The organism is Pseudomonas sp. 24 E 13, assembly GCF_900004715.1.
GTDB classification, from domain to species: Bacteria; Pseudomonadota; Gammaproteobacteria; order Pseudomonadales; family Pseudomonadaceae; genus Aquipseudomonas; species Aquipseudomonas orientalis_A.
On the sequence record NZ_CVTO01000153.1, the window covers coordinates 16,738 to 32,264 of the forward strand.

16 protein-coding genes and 1 pseudogene are annotated in these 15,527 nt (G+C 60.5%); 7 read left to right on the forward strand and 10 right to left on the reverse strand.

All coding sequences use genetic code 11. From position 1 onward, the window contains the following. Positions 1–56: 56 nt before the first annotated feature. The 3 genes from rpoZ to BFP90_RS23310 form a co-directional block, all read right to left on the reverse strand. Positions 57–320, reverse strand: coding sequence for a DNA-directed RNA polymerase subunit omega (rpoZ, locus tag BFP90_RS23300; protein WP_003176920.1), 264 nt, complete (start codon positions 318–320; stop codon positions 57–59). A 167-nt stretch (positions 321–487) separates the two neighbouring features. Beyond that, positions 488–1,108, reverse strand: a complete 621-nt coding sequence (gene gmk, locus BFP90_RS23305; protein WP_003213284.1) for a guanylate kinase — start codon at positions 1,106–1,108, stop codon at positions 488–490. A 10-nt stretch (positions 1,109–1,118) separates the two neighbouring features. Continuing rightward, positions 1,119–1,982, reverse strand: coding sequence for a YicC/YloC family endoribonuclease (locus tag BFP90_RS23310; RefSeq protein ID WP_065886942.1), 864 nt, complete (start codon positions 1,980–1,982; stop codon positions 1,119–1,121). 289 nt (positions 1,983–2,271) lie between these two features. Here BFP90_RS23310 and rph point away from each other — a divergent pair, with 289 nt between their 5' ends. Beyond that, on the forward strand, positions 2,272–2,994 hold the full coding sequence (gene rph / locus BFP90_RS23315) for a ribonuclease PH (protein WP_016975928.1): 723 nt from the start codon (positions 2,272–2,274) through the stop codon (positions 2,992–2,994). 22 nt (positions 2,995–3,016) lie between these two features. Then, a complete protein-coding gene (locus tag BFP90_RS23320) occupies positions 3,017–3,385 on the forward strand; it encodes a DUF4870 domain-containing protein (RefSeq protein WP_065893974.1) in 369 nt (122 codons plus the stop codon). Positions 3,386–3,608: 223 nt separating this feature from the next. Here the strand turns inward: BFP90_RS23320 and BFP90_RS23325 are convergent, their stop codons facing one another. Continuing rightward, positions 3,609–4,388: an exodeoxyribonuclease III gene (locus tag BFP90_RS23325; protein WP_003195493.1), complete on the reverse strand. Its 780-nt coding sequence runs from the start codon at positions 4,386–4,388 to the stop codon at positions 3,609–3,611. Positions 4,389–4,470: 82 nt separating this feature from the next. Between BFP90_RS23325 and pyrE the strand changes: the two genes are divergently transcribed. Then, positions 4,471–5,115 (forward strand): orotate phosphoribosyltransferase, encoded by a 645-nt coding sequence (gene pyrE, locus BFP90_RS23330; protein ID WP_003195489.1) that lies wholly within the window; start codon positions 4,471–4,473, stop codon positions 5,113–5,115. A gap of 195 nt (positions 5,116–5,310) precedes the next feature. Here pyrE and argB read toward each other — a convergent pair whose 3' ends face one another. From argB to coaBC, 4 genes and pseudogenes are all read right to left on the reverse strand, one after another. Beyond that, complete coding sequence (argB, locus tag BFP90_RS23335; protein WP_015886532.1) at positions 5,311–6,216, reverse strand: acetylglutamate kinase; 906 nt, start codon at positions 6,214–6,216, stop codon at positions 5,311–5,313. 20 nt (positions 6,217–6,236) lie between these two features. Next, positions 6,237–7,652: pseudogene (locus BFP90_RS23340) on the reverse strand (phosphomannomutase/phosphoglucomutase); the annotation flags it as partial. 246 nt (positions 7,653–7,898) lie between these two features. Next, positions 7,899–8,354 carry a dUTP diphosphatase gene (gene dut, locus BFP90_RS23345; RefSeq protein ID WP_065887079.1) on the reverse strand — a complete coding sequence of 152 codons (456 nt, stop codon included), beginning with the start codon at positions 8,352–8,354 and terminating at the stop codon, positions 7,899–7,901. 5 nt (positions 8,355–8,359) lie between these two features. Then, the gene (coaBC, locus tag BFP90_RS23350; protein WP_010207499.1) at positions 8,360–9,568 is read right to left on the reverse strand and encodes a bifunctional phosphopantothenoylcysteine decarboxylase/phosphopantothenate--cysteine ligase CoaBC; all 1,209 of its coding nucleotides are present in this window, start codon (positions 9,566–9,568) and stop codon (positions 8,360–8,362) included. Positions 9,569–9,722: 154 nt separating this feature from the next. Between coaBC and radC the strand changes: the two genes are divergently transcribed. Then, the gene (gene radC / locus BFP90_RS23355) at positions 9,723–10,397 is read left to right on the forward strand and encodes a RadC family protein (protein WP_065893972.1); all 675 of its coding nucleotides are present in this window, start codon (positions 9,723–9,725) and stop codon (positions 10,395–10,397) included. Between the two features lie 61 nt (positions 10,398–10,458). On the opposite strand, the gene BFP90_RS23360 is transcribed toward radC, so the two are convergent. Beyond that, positions 10,459–12,051: an ABC transporter substrate-binding protein gene (locus BFP90_RS23360; protein WP_065898085.1), complete on the reverse strand. Its 1,593-nt coding sequence runs from the start codon at positions 12,049–12,051 to the stop codon at positions 10,459–10,461. A 458-nt stretch (positions 12,052–12,509) separates the two neighbouring features. Between BFP90_RS23360 and rpmB the strand changes: the two genes are divergently transcribed. Then, positions 12,510–12,743: a 50S ribosomal protein L28 gene (rpmB, locus tag BFP90_RS23365; protein WP_003176907.1), complete on the forward strand. Its 234-nt coding sequence runs from the start codon at positions 12,510–12,512 to the stop codon at positions 12,741–12,743. Positions 12,744–12,754: 11 nt separating this feature from the next. After that, entirely contained in the window at positions 12,755–12,910 is a 156-nt protein-coding gene (gene rpmG, locus BFP90_RS23370; RefSeq protein WP_003176906.1) for a 50S ribosomal protein L33, read from the forward strand. Positions 12,911–13,347: 437 nt separating this feature from the next. On the opposite strand, the gene BFP90_RS23375 is transcribed toward rpmG, so the two are convergent. Further along, a complete protein-coding gene (locus BFP90_RS23375; RefSeq protein ID WP_065898086.1) occupies positions 13,348–13,710 on the reverse strand; it encodes a cupin domain-containing protein in 363 nt (120 codons plus the stop codon). A 230-nt stretch (positions 13,711–13,940) separates the two neighbouring features. Between BFP90_RS23375 and BFP90_RS23380 the strand changes: the two genes are divergently transcribed. Beyond that, positions 13,941–15,434 carry an aldehyde dehydrogenase gene (locus BFP90_RS23380; protein ID WP_065893970.1) on the forward strand — a complete coding sequence of 498 codons (1,494 nt, stop codon included), beginning with the start codon at positions 13,941–13,943 and terminating at the stop codon, positions 15,432–15,434. Positions 15,435–15,527: the final 93 nt, after the last annotated feature.

A 15,527-nucleotide genomic window follows, 5' to 3' on the forward strand; every position in this document is an offset into this window, starting at 1 on the left:
TGAACTCCTGCCGAAGGCTGTGACCCCGCGCCGTGCTACGTCGACCAGGCATAGGCTTAGACGGCCTCGTTGGACTCGTCCTCGAACGCTGCAAACAGCGGTTCGTCTTCAACGATTTCAGCGTTGGCGATGAACTCGTAGCTCATCAGGCCTTCAGCGATTTCGCGCAGGGCCACAACGGTAGGCTTGTCGTTTTCCCACTGGACCAGGGGCTCTTTGCCGCCAGTGGCCAGTTGACGGGCACGCTTGGTAGAGAGCATGACCAGCTCAAAGCGGTTATCCACGTGTTCTAGGCAGTCTTCAACGGTTACGCGGGCCATGGTATTCCTCGGAGCGAATGCAAGATGCGCGCTGCCCGGTTGGGCGAGCGGACTGAGCAGTTTAAAAAATCACCAGCGTTTAGGGAAGCGCTGATTTTTCTCAGGCCCTCGCAAAACCGCTACAAGTGCCAATGTAAAGCCCTTGCAGCCATTTTGGGAAGAACCAATCAACCGAGCAGTTCGGCGAGTAATTTGCCGAAACGCTGCTGTTGGCGCTTTTGCTGCAGCTGATTGGCGCGGAAAATCGCCTTCAAATCGTCCAGCGCGTGGGCAAAATCGTCATTGATGATCAGGTAGTCGTAGTCGACGTAGTGGCTCATTTCGCTGACGGCTTCACGCATGCGACCTTCGATGATCTCGTCACTGTCCTGGCCGCGGTTGGTCAGGCGCTGGTGCAAGGCTTCAAGCGAGGGCGGCAGGATGAAGATCGAGCGCGCCTTGGGCATCAGTTGGCGTACCTGTTCGGCGCCCTGCCAGTCGATTTCCAGAATCAGGTCATGGCCTTCATCCAGCGTCTGCTGCAGGTGGCTTTGCGAGGTGCCGTAGAGGTTGCCGAACACTTCGGCGCGCTCCAGGAAGTCACCGTGTTCGATCATCTTGACGAACTCGGTACGCTCGACGAAGTGATAGTGCACGCCGTTCACTTCACCCGGGCGCATGGCGCGGGTGGTGTGGGAAACCGAGATGCGGATCTGCTCGTCAGCGTCGGTCAGGGCCTTGACCAGGCTGCTCTTGCCCGCGCCCGAGGGGGCGGAAATGATGTAAAGGGTGCCGGTGCTGTGGGTCATGGAGGTTGCCTTACTCAATATTCTGTACTTGTTCGCGCATCTGCTCGATCAACACCTTGAGGTTGACCGCCGCCGTGGTGCTGCGCGGATCGAACGCCTTGGAGCCGAGTGTATTGGCTTCGCGGTTGAGTTCCTGCATCAGGAAGTCCAGGCGCCGACCGGCGGCACCGCCGGACTTGAGCACGCGGCGCACTTCGAGGATGTGGGTGCTCAGGCGATCGAGCTCTTCGGCGACGTCGCTCTTCTGGGCCAGCAGCACCATCTCCTGCTCCAGGCGCACGGGGTCGAGGTCGGCCTGCATGTCGGCGAAGCGGTCCAGGACCTTCTGGCGCTGGGTGGCGAGCATCTGCGGTACGAGTTCGCGCAGGGTGACGACGTCCGCTTCGATCGACGTCAGGCGCTCGTTGATCAGGCGGGCCAGTTCGGCGCCTTCGCGTTCACGGCCGGCCTTGAGTTCGTCCAGGCCCTGGGTGAAGAGTGCCAGCGCCTGGGCGTTCAAGGCTTGCGGGTCGGCGGCGTCGGCCACCAGCACGCCGGGCCAGGCCAGGACTTCCAGGGGGTTCAGCGCGGCGGGCTGCTTGATCAGGCCGGCAATGGTTTCGGCGGCGGCGACCAGTTGCGCGGCGCGGTCGCGATCGACCTGCAGCGGTTTGCCGGTGGTTTCTTCAGTAAAACGCAGGGTGCATTCCAGCTTGCCGCGGGAAATACCCTGGCGCAACGCTTCACGTACGGCGCCTTCGAGGTCGCGGAAAGACTCGGGCAGGCGTAGATGCGGCTCCAGGTAACGACTGTTGACCGAGCGCAATTCCCAGCTCAGGGTGCCTTGGGCGCCGGCTTTTTCGACACGGGCAAAGGCGGTCATGCTGTGCACCATGGAGGTACCTCGCGTTGGAGAAATAGAGATTGGCCAGGCCGACCTGTAGGAGCGAGCTTGCTCGCGAAGAACTCCAGGGCGCCGCGTTAAATCAGGAGGAGCGCGTGATCGTTGACGTTTTTCGCGAGCAAGCTCGCTCCTGCACAGTAACGAAGGGGCGCGATTGTAGCGCAGTGGGGCGAGCACGCCCAAACGCGCGTATTCGTAACCGGATTTTTAGAAGTGCCCCGAATCGGCTGGCGGCTCTATAATGCTCGGCAGTTTTTCGTCCTCAGTACAGGAATTCCCTATGAAACGTCCAAGTGGTCGCGCTGCCGATCAGCTCCGCTCGATCCGCATCACCCGCAACTACACCAAACACGCCGAGGGGTCCGTACTGGTCGAGTTTGGTGATACCAAGGTGATCTGCACCGTCAGCGTCGAGAACGGCGTGCCGCGTTTCCTCAAGGGCCAGGGCCAGGGTTGGTTGACCGCCGAGTACGGCATGCTGCCGCGCGCCACGGGCGAGCGTAACCAGCGTGAAGCCAGCCGTGGCAAGCAGGGCGGGCGTACCCTGGAAATCCAGCGCCTGATCGGCCGTTCCCTGCGCGCGGCCCTGGACATGTCCAAGCTGGGCGATGTGACCCTGTACGTCGATTGTGACGTGATCCAGGCTGATGGCGGCACCCGTACCGCGTCGATTACCGGCGCCATGGTGGCCCTGGTCGACGCACTGAAAGTGATCAAGAAGCGCGGCGGCCTCAAGGGCGGTGACCCGCTCAAGCAAATGATCGCCGCCGTCTCGGTCGGCATGTACCAGGGCGAGCCGGTGCTGGACCTGGACTACCTGGAAGACTCGGCCGCCGAGACCGACCTGAACGTGGTCATGACCAGCACCGGTGGTTTCATCGAAGTGCAGGGCACCGCCGAAGGCGCGCCATTCCAGCCGGCCGAGCTGAACGCCATGCTGGCCCTGGCCCAGAAAGGCATGACCGAAATTTTCGAACTGCAGAACGCCGCACTGGCTGACTAAGCCGGTCCTCAGGAGAAGCGCGATGAATGACAGCCAGTTACCGGTTCCGGCACCGTCCAGGGAAGTACGCCAGTTGGCGATGTTGTGTCATTTCGCCGCGTTTGCAGGGTTGGTATTCCCCTTCGGCAGTTTGTTGGGGCCGTTGATCCTGTGGCAGTTCAAGAAGGACGTGGACCCGCTGATCGATGATCAGGGCAAGGAAGCCCTGAACTTCCAGATCACGGTGGCGATCGCCTGGCTGGTGTGCCTGCTGCTGGGTTTCGTGGTCATCGGCTTTTTGTTGATGACCGTGCTGGTGATTGGCGCGTTGATACTGACGATCATTGCCGGTATCAAGGCGAATAAGGGCATCGCCTACCGTTATCCGTGGACCTGGCGTCTGGTGAAGTAAACGGTTGCCCACAAAAAAACCGACATCACTGTCGGTTTTTTATACCCGGTTTGATCGTTCCCACGCTCCGCGTGGGAATGCCGCCCGGGACGCTCCGCGTCCTGCTGTAAGCGAAAATCCGGCATTTGCGTAATGGTGACGCGGAGCGTCACGGGATGCATTCCCACGCAGAGCGTGGGAACGATCACATCACTGTCGGTTTTTTTGTACCTGGAGAAAGACCTCAGATGGTCAAGGTCCAGTCGTAGTCCACGATCAGCGGCGCGTGCTGAGAGAAGCGCGGCTGGCGCGGCAGGCGTGCACTGCGCACGAACCGGCGCAGGCCCGGGGTCAGCAACTGGTAGTCGAAACGCCAGCCCAGGTTGAGCATTTCGGCCTGTTCGTTATCCGGCCACCAGCTGTACTGGTCGCCTTCACGGCTGACTTCGCGCAGGGCGTCGACATAGCCCATGTTGCCGACAATCTCGTCCATCCAGGCCCGTTCCGGCGCCAGGAAGCCCGGGGATTGCTGGCTGTCGCGCCAGTTCTTGATATCCAGCTTCTGTTGCGCCACGTACAGCGAGCCACAATAAATGTACTCGCGACGTTTGCGTCGCTGTTTATCCAGATAACGGGCGAAATCGTCCATTAGCTTGAATTTCTGGTTCAAGTCTTCATCGCCGTTCTGCCCCGAAGGAAGCAGCAAGGTCGCGATGCTGACCTTGTCGAAATCGGCTTGCAGGTAACGCCCATAGCGGTCGGCTGTCTCGAAGCCGAGGCCGCTGATGACCGCCTTGGGTTGCAACCGCGAGTACAAAGCCACGCCACCTTGGGTGGGCACTTCGGCATCGCAGGCATAAAGGAAGTAGCCATCCAGTTGGAAGGCTGGGTCGTCCAGTTCAAAGGCGGAGGCGCGTGTGTCCTGCAGGCAGATGACGTCGGCATTCTGTGCTTGCAGCCAACTGAGCAAACCACGCTCGACTGCAGCCTGAATACCATTAACGTTCACACTGATGATCCGCATAAATGGCCCCAAAAATCGCGTGCGTGTATGATACACGCCGTCCACCTAATTAGCTAAATCCGTGGTATCTGAGGCTTTTTTCATGCAGGCGTATCAACGCGATTTCATTCGTTTTGCCATCGATCGCGGGGTTTTGCGCTTCGGTGAGTTCACCCTCAAGTCCGGGCGCACCAGCCCGTATTTCTTCAACGCAGGCTTGTTCAACTCCGGCTCGGCCCTGGCTCAGTTGGGGCGTTTCTACGCGGCCGCCATTGTTGAAAGCGGTATTTCCTTCGACGTGCTCTTTGGCCCGGCCTACAAGGGCATTCCCCTGGCTGCGGCGACGGCGGTGGCCCTGGCGGAACATCATGGGCAGGACCTGCCGTGGTGCTTCAACCGCAAGGAAGCCAAGGCCCATGGTGAAGGTGGCAGCCTGGTCGGAGCCCCGTTGACCGGCGATGTGCTGATCATCGATGACGTGATCACCGCCGGCACCGCGATCCGCGAGGTGATGCAGATCATCGCCTCCCAGGACGGCGCCAAGGCCGCCGGCGTGCTGATTGCGCTGAACCGCCAGGAGCGTGGCAACGGCGAATTGTCGGCGATCCAGGAAGTGGAGCGTGACTTCGGCATTCCGGTGGTGAGCATTGTGTCGTTGAACCAGGTGTTGCAGTTCCTGGAGGATGATCCGCAGCTCAAGCAGCACCTGCCGGCGGTGCGTGCGTACCGTGAGCAGTTTGGCGTTTAAACCGAAAGTATTGCAGGCGCAGGCAAATGTGGGAGGGGGCTTGCCCCCGATAGCGGTGCATCAGTGCTGGATACTCCAACTGATACGCCGCCATCGGGGGCAAGCCCCCTCCCACATTTGATCTCCAGTGTTCTCAAGCTTTATAAAAAAGGCCCCGCTCAATCGGATTGAGCGGGGCCTTTTTGAGTTCGACGTTTAAGGACGCTTGCGATTGCTGATCAGCGTACCTACACCCGTATCGGTGAAGATTTCCAGCAGGATCGCGTTCGGTACCCGGCCATCCAAAATCAGCGAGCTGCCGACGCCGCCTTGCACGGCTTCCAGCGCGCAGCGGATTTTCGGCAGCATGCCGCCGTAGATGGTGCCATCGGCGATCAGTTCGTCGACTTGTTGCGTCGTCAGGCCGGTCAGCACCTTGCCTTCCTTGTCCATCAGGCCGGCGATGTTGGTCAGCAGCATCAGCTTTTCAGCCTTCAGTGCCTCGGCCACCTTGCCCGCCACCAGGTCGGCGTTGATGTTGTACGACTCACCGTTGGCGCCCACGCCGATAGGCGCGATCACCGGGATGAAGTCACCCTTGACCAGCAGGTTGAGCAGATCGGTGTTAATGCCGATCACTTCGCCCACCTGGCCGATGTCGATGATTTCCGGCTGGGTCATTTCCGGTGTCTGGCGCGTCACGGTCAGTTTTTTCGCGCGGATCAGTTCCGCGTCCTTGCCGGTCAGGCCAATGGCGCTGCCGCCGTGGCGGTTGATCAGGTTGACGATGTCCTTGTTGACCTGGCCACCGAGCACCATCTCCACCACGTCCATGGTCTGCGCGTCAGTGACGCGCATGCCATCGATGAAGTGACTCTCGATCGACAAACGCTTGAGCAGGTCGCCGATTTGCGGCCCACCGCCGTGGACGACAACCGGGTTGATCCCCACGGCTTTCATCAGCACGATGTCGCGGGCAAAGCCGGTTTTCAGCTCGTCGCTTTCCATGGCATTGCCGCCGTACTTGATCACCAGCGTCTTGCCGACGTAGCGTCGAATGTAAGGCAACGCTTCGGACAGGACCTTGGCGGTGTTGGCAGCGGCTTCGCGTTCGAGGGTCATTCAGGGCTCCGGTAGAAAAATCAGAACGGTAATTGGAGATCAGGGGCAACACGTTTCAACTGGACGTGAAAGACGTCCTTGATGCGCTGCAACTCAGCCTCGGTATCCGCCTCGAAACGCAGCACCAGCACCGGTGTGGTGTTGGACGCACGAACCAGGCCCCAGCCTTTGGCGTAATCGACTCGCACACCATCAATGGTGGTCAGGTTGGCGCCTTCGCCCCATTGCGCGTCGTGCAATGCGTCAATGATGCTGAATTTGCTCTCTTCGGTCACATGGATATTGATCTCTGGCGTAGAAATATCATTCGGGAAGGTCTGAAACAGCGCTTGCGCCGTGGATTTTTCCTTGCTGAGGATCTCCAGCAGGCGCGCAGCGCTGTAAATGCCATCGTCGAAACCGAACCAGCGCTCCTTGAAGAATACGTGACCGCTCATTTCGCCGGCCAGCAAGGCACCGGTTTCCTTCATTTTCTTTTTGATCAACGAGTGACCGGTCTTCCACATCAGCGGGCGACCGCCGTATTCCTTGATCAGCGGCGTGAGGCGACGAGTGCACTTCACGTCGAAGATGATTTCGGCGTTGGCGTTGCGCGCCACCACGTCACGGGCGAACAGCATCAGCAGGCGGTCCGGGTACACGATTTCGCCGGTTTCGGTCACCACGCCTACGCGGTCGCCGTCGCCGTCGAAGGCCAGGCCGACGTCGGCGCCCACTTCCTTGACCTTGGCGATCAGGTCCACCAGGTTTTCCGGCTTGCCGGGGTCCGGGTGGTGGTTGGGGAAGTTGCCGTCGACGTCGCAGAACAGGGGAATCACTTCACAATCGAGGGCTTCGAGCAATTGCGGAGCGATCACGCCGGCCGCGCCGTTGCCGCAATCCACCACCACTTTGAGGCGGCGGGCGAGTTTGACGTCGCGGGTGATTTCGTCGGAGTAGCGCTGCAGGATGTCGACCTTGGTGATGCTGCCGGTGCCGCTGCTCAGGTCGTTGGTTTTCAGGCGAGTGTGCAGGGCCTGGATCTGTTCGTTGGCGAGGGTGTCGCCGGCGATAACGATTTTGAAGCCGTTGTAGTCCGACGGGTTGTGGCTGCCGGTCAGCATGACGCCGGACTTGCCGGCCAGGACGTTGGCGGCGTAATACAACGCAGGCGTAGGCACCAGGCCGACGTCGCTGACATGGCACCCGCTGTCCGCCAGGCCCTGGATCAGTTGCTCCACAAGCTCCGGGCCGGACAGGCGGCCGTCACGACCGACCGACACGTTCGGCTCGCCCTGGGCCAGGCTCTGTGAGCCGATGGCGCGGCCGATCCAGTAGGCGGTTTCGGCGGTCAGGGTCTTGGGCACCACGCCACGAATGTCATAGGCACGGAAGATGCTGTCGGGAAAGCTCGGGGCTACGCGGGCTGCGGTACTCATCGCGGGGGGAAACTCCATCTGAAAGGGGGCAAGGCTGGCCTGATGTGGCTGGCCGGCAGGCTCAAACTGAAGGGTATGACGACGTTTTCGGCAGAGAGTTCGTGGTGTAAAAGTGCCATCGGCGCGTCGGTCCTGCGCTCATATCTGCGTAACCTGTTGATTTTATTTAATAAAATCCGCTGATAATTTTCGCGCATTCTTCATCCTGAAAAACCTGGCGGTGGCGTCTGGCCGGGCAATTGCGCCCGGCCCTGTTCAGCTTAGTCAGTGACTGCCGGAATGCCCAAAACCACCTGCGCCGCGCTGGGTTTCGTCGAATTCCTGCACCAGTTCGAACTGCGCCTGGACCACCGGCACCAGCACCAGTTGGGCGATACGCTCGCCGACCGCAATGTTGAACGCGGTCTGGCCGCGGTTCCAGCACGACACCATCAATTCGCCCTGGTAGTCGGAGTCGATCAGGCCCACCAGATTGCCCAGCACGATGCCGTGTTTGTGGCCCAGGCCGGAGCGCGGCAGGATCAGGGCCGCCAGGCCCGGGTCGCCGACGTAGATCGACAGGCCGGTGGGGATCAGGATCGTCTGGCCCGGCTCCAGGACCGTGTCCTGCTGGAGCATGGCGCGCAGGTCCAGGCCGGCGGAGCCTGGGGTGGCGTAGGCCGGAAGGGGGAATTGGCTACCGATGCGTGGGTCGAGGATCTTGGCTTGCAAAGCGTGCATGGACATTAAACCTGGTTCAGCCGTTGGGCGATAAAAGAGATCAGTTGGCGGGCTATCTTGCCCTTGCTGGTCTGGGCGAAAACGGTGGCGTGCAACTCGCGGTCGATCACGCTGATGGCATTTTCCTCACTGTTGAAGCCGATGCTCGGGTTGGCGACATCATTGGCAACGATCAGGTCGAGGTTTTTGTCTTTCAATTTGCGCGCGGCGTAGTCCAGCAAATGTTCGGTCTCGGCGGCGAAGCCGACGCTGAACGGACGGTCCGCACGTGTGGCAATGGTGGCCAGAATGTCTGGGTTGCGTACCATTTGCAGGAGCAGACCATCGCCGCTTGTAGGGTCTTTCTTGAGCTTTTGCGGTGCAACGACTTCCGGCCGGTAGTCTGCAACCGCTGCCGAGGCGATGAACAGGTCGCACGGAATGGCCGCTTCACAGGCCGCCAGCATGTCGCGGGCGCTGACTACGTCGATTCGGGTCACACGATCGGGCGTCGGTAAATGCACCGGGCCGGTGATCAGGGTCACACGTGCGCCTGCCTCAACCGCAGCTTCAGCCAGGGCAAAGCCCATTTTTCCTGAGCTATGGTTGGTGATGTAGCGCACCGGGTCGATGTTTTCCTGAGTCGGGCCCGCAGTGATCAGTACGTGTTTGCCGGTCAGGGCCAGGTGCTGGAAGCATTCGGCGGCACACAGCGCCAGGTCGGTGGCTTCGAGCATGCGGCCCATGCCGACGTCGCCGCAGGCCTGGCTGCCGGACGCCGGGCCGAAGACCTTGAGGCCACGGCTTTGCAGGAGTTGGGTGTTGGCCTGGGTGGCCGGGTCGCGCCACATGGCCTGGTTCATCGCCGGGGCAATGGCGACAGTGGCGTCGGTGGCCAGTACCAGGGTGGTCAGCAAGTCATCGGCGATGCCCTGGGCCAGGCGTGCGATCAGGTCGGCGGTCGCCGGCGCGATGAGCACCAGGTCGGCCCATTTGGCCAGTTCGATATGGCCCATGGCGGCTTCGGCCGCCGGGTCCAGCAGGTCCAGGTGAACCGGGTGGCCGGACAAGGCCTGCATGGTCAGCGGGGTGATGAACTCACTGCCACCACGGGTCATGACCACGCGCACTTCGGCGCCCTGGTCCAGGAGCCTGCGAACCAGTTCCGCGCTCTTGTAGGCGGCAATGCCGCCGCCGACGCCGAGAACGATGCGTTTCCGATACAGACGCTGCATTGGTTTGCCTTTCCAGTTCAGTGAAGCCAGTTCAGTGACGCCTGCGATGACCCCTCCCCAGGTGAAATCGCATGCAAAAAAGAGGGCCTACGATAACACAGCGTCCGCCCGGCAACAGCGGCGCATACGGCGTACATCATGGAAGGGAGGTGGGATGAGTATTCGCAATTGGCCTGCTGCCGAGCGGCCGCGAGAGAAGCTGTTGGAGTGGGGCGCGGCCAGTCTGTCCGATGCCGAATTGCTGGCGATTTTCCTGCGCACCGGCGTATCCGGCAGGAGCGCCGTGGACCTGGCGCGTCATCTGCTGGCGCAATTCGGTGGGTTGCGCCCGCTGCTGGAGGCCAGCCAGGCGCTGTTCAATCAGCAGCTGGGCCTGGGGCCGGCGAAGTTTGCCCAATTGCAGGCGGTGCTGGAAATGTCCCGGCGCCACATGGCCGAGCGCCTGCGCAACGATTCGGTGCTGGAAAGCCCGCTGGCCGTCCGCGAATACCTCAAGGCGCTGCTGCGTCATGAGTCTCACGAAGTGTTTGGCTGCCTGTTTCTCGACTCCAAGCATCGGGTGCTGGGTTTCGAGGCGCTCTGCGAAGGCACCATCGATACCGCCCTGGTCTATCCCCGGCAAGTGGTCAAGCGTGCGCTGGCGTACAACGCGGCAGCGTTGATCCTGTGCCACAACCATCCTTCGGGAAGCGTAGACCCCAGCCCGGCTGATCGAAAATTGACCAAGATTCTACAAAAAGCCCTGGAAATGGTGGACGTACGGGTGCTGGACCACATCATCGTGGGCGATGGTGATCCGTTGTCGATGGCGGAATACGGATGGATGTAGAGGGCCGCTGCACGTTTAGAGCTGCAAGCCACAAGTCGGCTTGCAGCTTGCAGCTTGCAGCTTAAGGCTTGACGCTGACCTTGGAATAATCCTGCCGGCCAAACGGGCTCACCTGATAGCCCTCGATATTCTTGCGTGTCAGGGCAAACGCCGTGGGATGCGCCAGGGGCAGCCACAGGGCCTGCTGCTGGATCTGCGCCTGGGCCTGCTGGTAGAGCTTGGTGCGCACGCCCTGTTCGCTGGTGGTCTTGCCGGCGCTGATCAGCTTGTCCAGCGCAGGGTCGCAGTAGCGGGCGAAGTTGGTACCGGATTTGACGGCTGCGCAGGAAAATTGCGGGGTCAGGAAGTTGTCCGGGTCGCCATTGTCACCGGCCCAGCCCATGAAGAGCAGGTCGTGTTCGCCGGCTTTGGCGCGGCGAATCAACTCGCCCCACTCGATCACGCGGATGTCGGCCTGGATGCCGACCTTGGCCAGATCGGCCTGCAGCAACTGAGCGCCAAGATTCGGGTTGGGGTTCAGCAGGCTGCCGGTAGGGCGTGTCCAGATCGTGGTTTTGAAGCCGTCCTTGAGGCCGGCGCGGTTCAACAGCGCCTTGGCTTTGGCAAGGTCTTGTGGATAACCCGGCAAGTCCTTGGCGTAGCTCCAGGTATTGGGCGGGTAAACCCCATTGGCCGCTTCGGCGGTGCCTTCGAATACCGCCTTCAGGTAGCTGCCTTTGTCAAAGGCCAGGTTGATCGCCTGGCGTACCTCGGGCTTGTCCAGTGGCGGGTGCTGGCTGTTGATGGCGACGAAGGCGGTCATGAAGGCGGCGGTTTTTTCCACCTTCAGCGCCGGGTCTTTTTCGGCCTCGCCCACATCCAGGGGCTTGGGCGACAGGGCGATCTGGCACTCGTCGCGATGCAGTTTCTGCAGGCGCACATTGGCATCCGGCGTGATGGCGAAGATCAGGTTATCCACAGTCGGTTTGCCGGCGAAGTAGTCCGGGTTGGCCTTGTAGCGCACCACCGCATCCTTCTGGAAACGCACGAAAACGAACGGGCCGGTGCCAATGGGCTGGCTGTTGAGCTTCTCCGGGGTGCCGGCCTTGAGCAGTTTGTCGGCATATTCGGCCGGGTAGATCGAGGCAAAGCCCATGCTCAACGCGGCAAGAAACGTGGAGTCGGCGTGATCAAGGGTGAAGCGCACGGTCAGCGGGTCGAGGGCATCGATCTTCTTGATCAGCGCCGGCAACTGCAGTGATTGCGCGTGGGGGAAGCCGCTCTGGGCGATCTTGTGCCACGGGTTGGCCGGGTCGAGCATGCGTTCGAAGCTGAAGCGCACGTCTTCGGCCGTCAGGGTGCGGCTGGGGGTGAAATACTCGGTGCGATGGAATTTCACGTTCGGGTGCAATTTGAACGTGTAGGTCAGGCCATCCGGGGAGACGTCCCAGCTGTCTGCCAGGCTCGGCACCAGCTTGCCGGCGGTAGCGTCGTAGTCCACCAGACGGTTCATCAGCACATCCGCCGAGGCGTTGGTGGTGGTCAACGAGTTGTACTGCACCACGTCGAACCCTTCGGGGCTGGCCTCGGTGCAAACGCTTAAATTGGTGGCGGCAACGGCCATCGGAGCGATGAAAAGGGGGGCTAGCAATAGCGGTAGGGCAGCGAGGCGCATATTCGGTTTCCTGTGCAGATCGAAGGCCCATCTGCGAGTGCAGTCTGGAAAAGCCCTACCGTAGTGGCCTGTTGATTAAATGACTAGCCCATTTTTGCCTGTGCTTTTGGCCAAAATGCTGTTTTGATGGCGCCTCAGCGCGTTTCAACGTGCAGGTCAGAGTGCCTGCAGGCGCTGAAAATCATTCTGTGCGACGAGCGGTCGGCTGTTACAGCGGCCCCTCCTGGCAACGGTTCAGGCGCCAATGGCCGAGATTTACTCAGGTAAAAACACACTCGCTGTTGTTGCACCTGGGTCTTTCTGGTATAAAGCAGCGCTCTTTTCTAGGGGCCCGGTTCCTTCGCTTGTAGGTGTAGCCGGTAAGACCCTAAAGAAACGCGGCGCCTGGCGCCAAATGACTGAGAGATTAAGCGGCCAACCCATGCCGGGTTGGGCATGTGGTTTTAGAGGGCTGAGGCATGTCGAGAGTCTGTCAAGTTACCGGTAAGGGTCCGGTGACTGGGAATAACATTTCCCACGCAAATAACAAAACCCGTCGTCGTTTCCTGCCGAACCTGCAGCATCATCGCTTCTGGGTTGAAGAAGAGAAACGTTTTGTTCGCCTGCGTGTATCTGCCAAAGGCATGCGTATCATCGACAAGCGTGGCATCACTGTCGTGCTGGCCGAAATCCGCGCCGCCGGCAAGATCTAAGGAGCTCTATCATGCGTGAATTGATTCGAATGATCTCTAGCGCCGGTACTGGTCACTTCTACACTACCGACAAGAACAAGCGTACTACCCCGGACAAGCTCGAAAAGAAAATGTTCGACCCGCGCGTTCGCAAGCACGTGATCTACAAAGAAGGCAAAATCAAGTAATTGATTTCCTTCCTTGTGAAAAAAAGCCCGTATCTCACGATACGGGCTTTTTTTTGCCTGGCGTCTGATCGTTCCCACGCTCCGCGTGGAAATGCCGCCCCGGACGCTCCGCGTCCCGGTTTTGGCGCAAAGATCCGAGATCTGCGCGGTGGTGACGCAGAGCGTCACAGGATGCATTCCCACGCAGAGCATGGGGACGATCAACAAACTCACGATACGGGCTTTTTTTGCCTGGGATGCGCTGATCTGATCGTTCCCACGCTCCGCGTGGAAACGCCGCCCCGGACGCTCCGCGTCCCGGTTTTGGCGCAAAGATCCGAGATCTGCGCGGTGGTGACGCAGAGCGTCACAGGATGCATTCCCACGCAGAGCATGGGAACGATCAAAAAAAGCCCGTATCTCACGATACGGGCTTTTTTTTGCTTGGGATTCGCTGATCAGGCTTTCTGTTCGAACACCACGTAGATCTTGCGGCACGCTTCCAGCACTTCCCAGGTGCCGCTGAAGCCGGCCGGGATTACGAAGCGGTCGCCGGCGCGCAAGGTTTTGGCATTGCCTTGGGCATCGCGCAGTACGGAAACTCCCTGCACGATCTCGCAGTATTCATGCTCGGTGTAATTGACCGTCCACTGCCCGACTTCGCCTTCCCAGACGCCCGCGTTCATTTGTCCGCAGGGGCTGTCGTAGTGGTTGTAGATCGTCTGTTCAGGGTCGCCCTTGAGGATTTTCTCGGCGGCAGGGCGATAGCGATCGGGGGCGGTATTGGCTTGGCTGAAATCGACGATGTCCTGGATGCTCATGTGCTTATCCCGTCTGGCCTGCGTGTGGAGAGGCCAAAGTCTATGTTTATTAAAATGAACATCGCAAGGGCGTTTGCCGCCGTTATGTCAAATATATTGAAACATCCCCAGCCGCTGGTTTAGGGTGGCAAGTGCCTTGAGCCGAACAGCAGGCTGGCCAGGCAAGCATTCGTGGAGGCGCCGGGATCAATCTTCCAGGCCCTTGTATCCAATAAGAGGAGCAGACTTGCATGACCACCCTGACCCGTGCCGACTGGGAACAACGCGCCAAGGACCTGAAAATCGAAGGCCGCGCGTACATCAATGGCGAGTACACCGCCGCCGTTTCCGGTGATACGTTCGAATGCATCAGTCCGGTCGATGGTCGTCTGCTCGCCACCGTGGCCAGCTGTGACGCCGCCGACGCCCAGCGTGCCGTGGAAAACGCCCGTGCCACTTTCAATTCCGGGGTCTGGTCGCGCCTGGCACCGGCCAAGCGCAAGTCCGTCATGATCCGTTTCGCCGCGCTGCTCAAGGCCAATGCCGAAGAGCTGGCGCTGCTGGAAACCCTGGACATGGGCAAGCCGATCAGCGACGCCCTGAACATCGACGTCCCCGGCGCGGCCAATGCCCTGAGCTGGAGCGGCGAGGCAATCGACAAGATCTATGATGAAGTGGCGGCCACGCCCCATGATCAACTGGGGCTGGTGACCCGTGAGCCCGTGGGCGTAGTCGGTGCGATCGTTCCGTGGAACTTCCCGCTGATGATGGCCTGCTGGAAACTCGGCCCGGCCCTGTCGACCGGTAACTCGGTAATTCTCAAACCGTCGGAAAAGTCCCCGCTGACCGCCATCCGTATCGCCGCCCTGGCCGTTGAAGCCGGCATTCCAAAAGGCGTGCTCAACGTGCTGCCGGGCTATGGCCACACCGTGGGTAACGCGCTGGCGGTGCACATGGACGTGGACACCCTGGTGTTTACCGGATCCACCAAAATTGCCAAGCAGCTGTTGATCCGCTCCGGCGAATCGAACATGAAGCGTGTGTGGCTGGAAGCAGGCGGCAAGAGCCCGAACATCGTGTTTGCCGATGCGCCGGACCTGCAAGCCGCCGCCAACTCCGCCGCCAGCGCCATCGCCTTCAACCAGGGCGAAGTCTGCACCGCCGGTTCGCGCCTGCTGGTGGAGCGTTCGATCAAGGACACTTTCCTGCCGCTGGTCATCGAGGCCCTCAAGGGTTGGAAGCCCGGTAACCCGCTGGACCCCGCCACCAACGTGGGTGCGCTGGTGGACACCCAGCAGATGAACAACGTGCTCTCGTACATCGAAGCCGGCCATGCCGATGGCGCCAAGCTGGTCGCCGGTGGCAAGCGCACGCTGGAAGAAACCGGTGGCACCTACGTCGAACCGACCATTTTCGACGGTGTGACCAACGCCATGAAAATTGCCCAGGAAGAAATCTTTGGTCCGGTACTGTCGGTAATCACCTTCGACAGCGCCGAAGAAGCCATCGCCATCGCCAACGACACCCAATATGGCCTGGCGGCGGGGGTGTGGACGGCGGACATCTCCAAGGCGCACCTGACTGCCAAGGCCCTGCGTGCCGGTAGCGTGTGGGTCAACCAGTACGACGGTGGCGACATGACCGCTCCGTTCGGGGGCTTCAAGCAGTCGGGTAACGGTCGCGATAAATCGCTGCATGCGTTCGACAAATATACCGAACTGAAGGCGACCTGGATCAAGCTGTAACCCTGCTGGAAACAGCGCAGGGCAACTGTGGGAGGGGGCTTGCCCCCGATGGCGGCCTCTGGGCCGACCAGGATGTTGGATTGGACCGAGTAC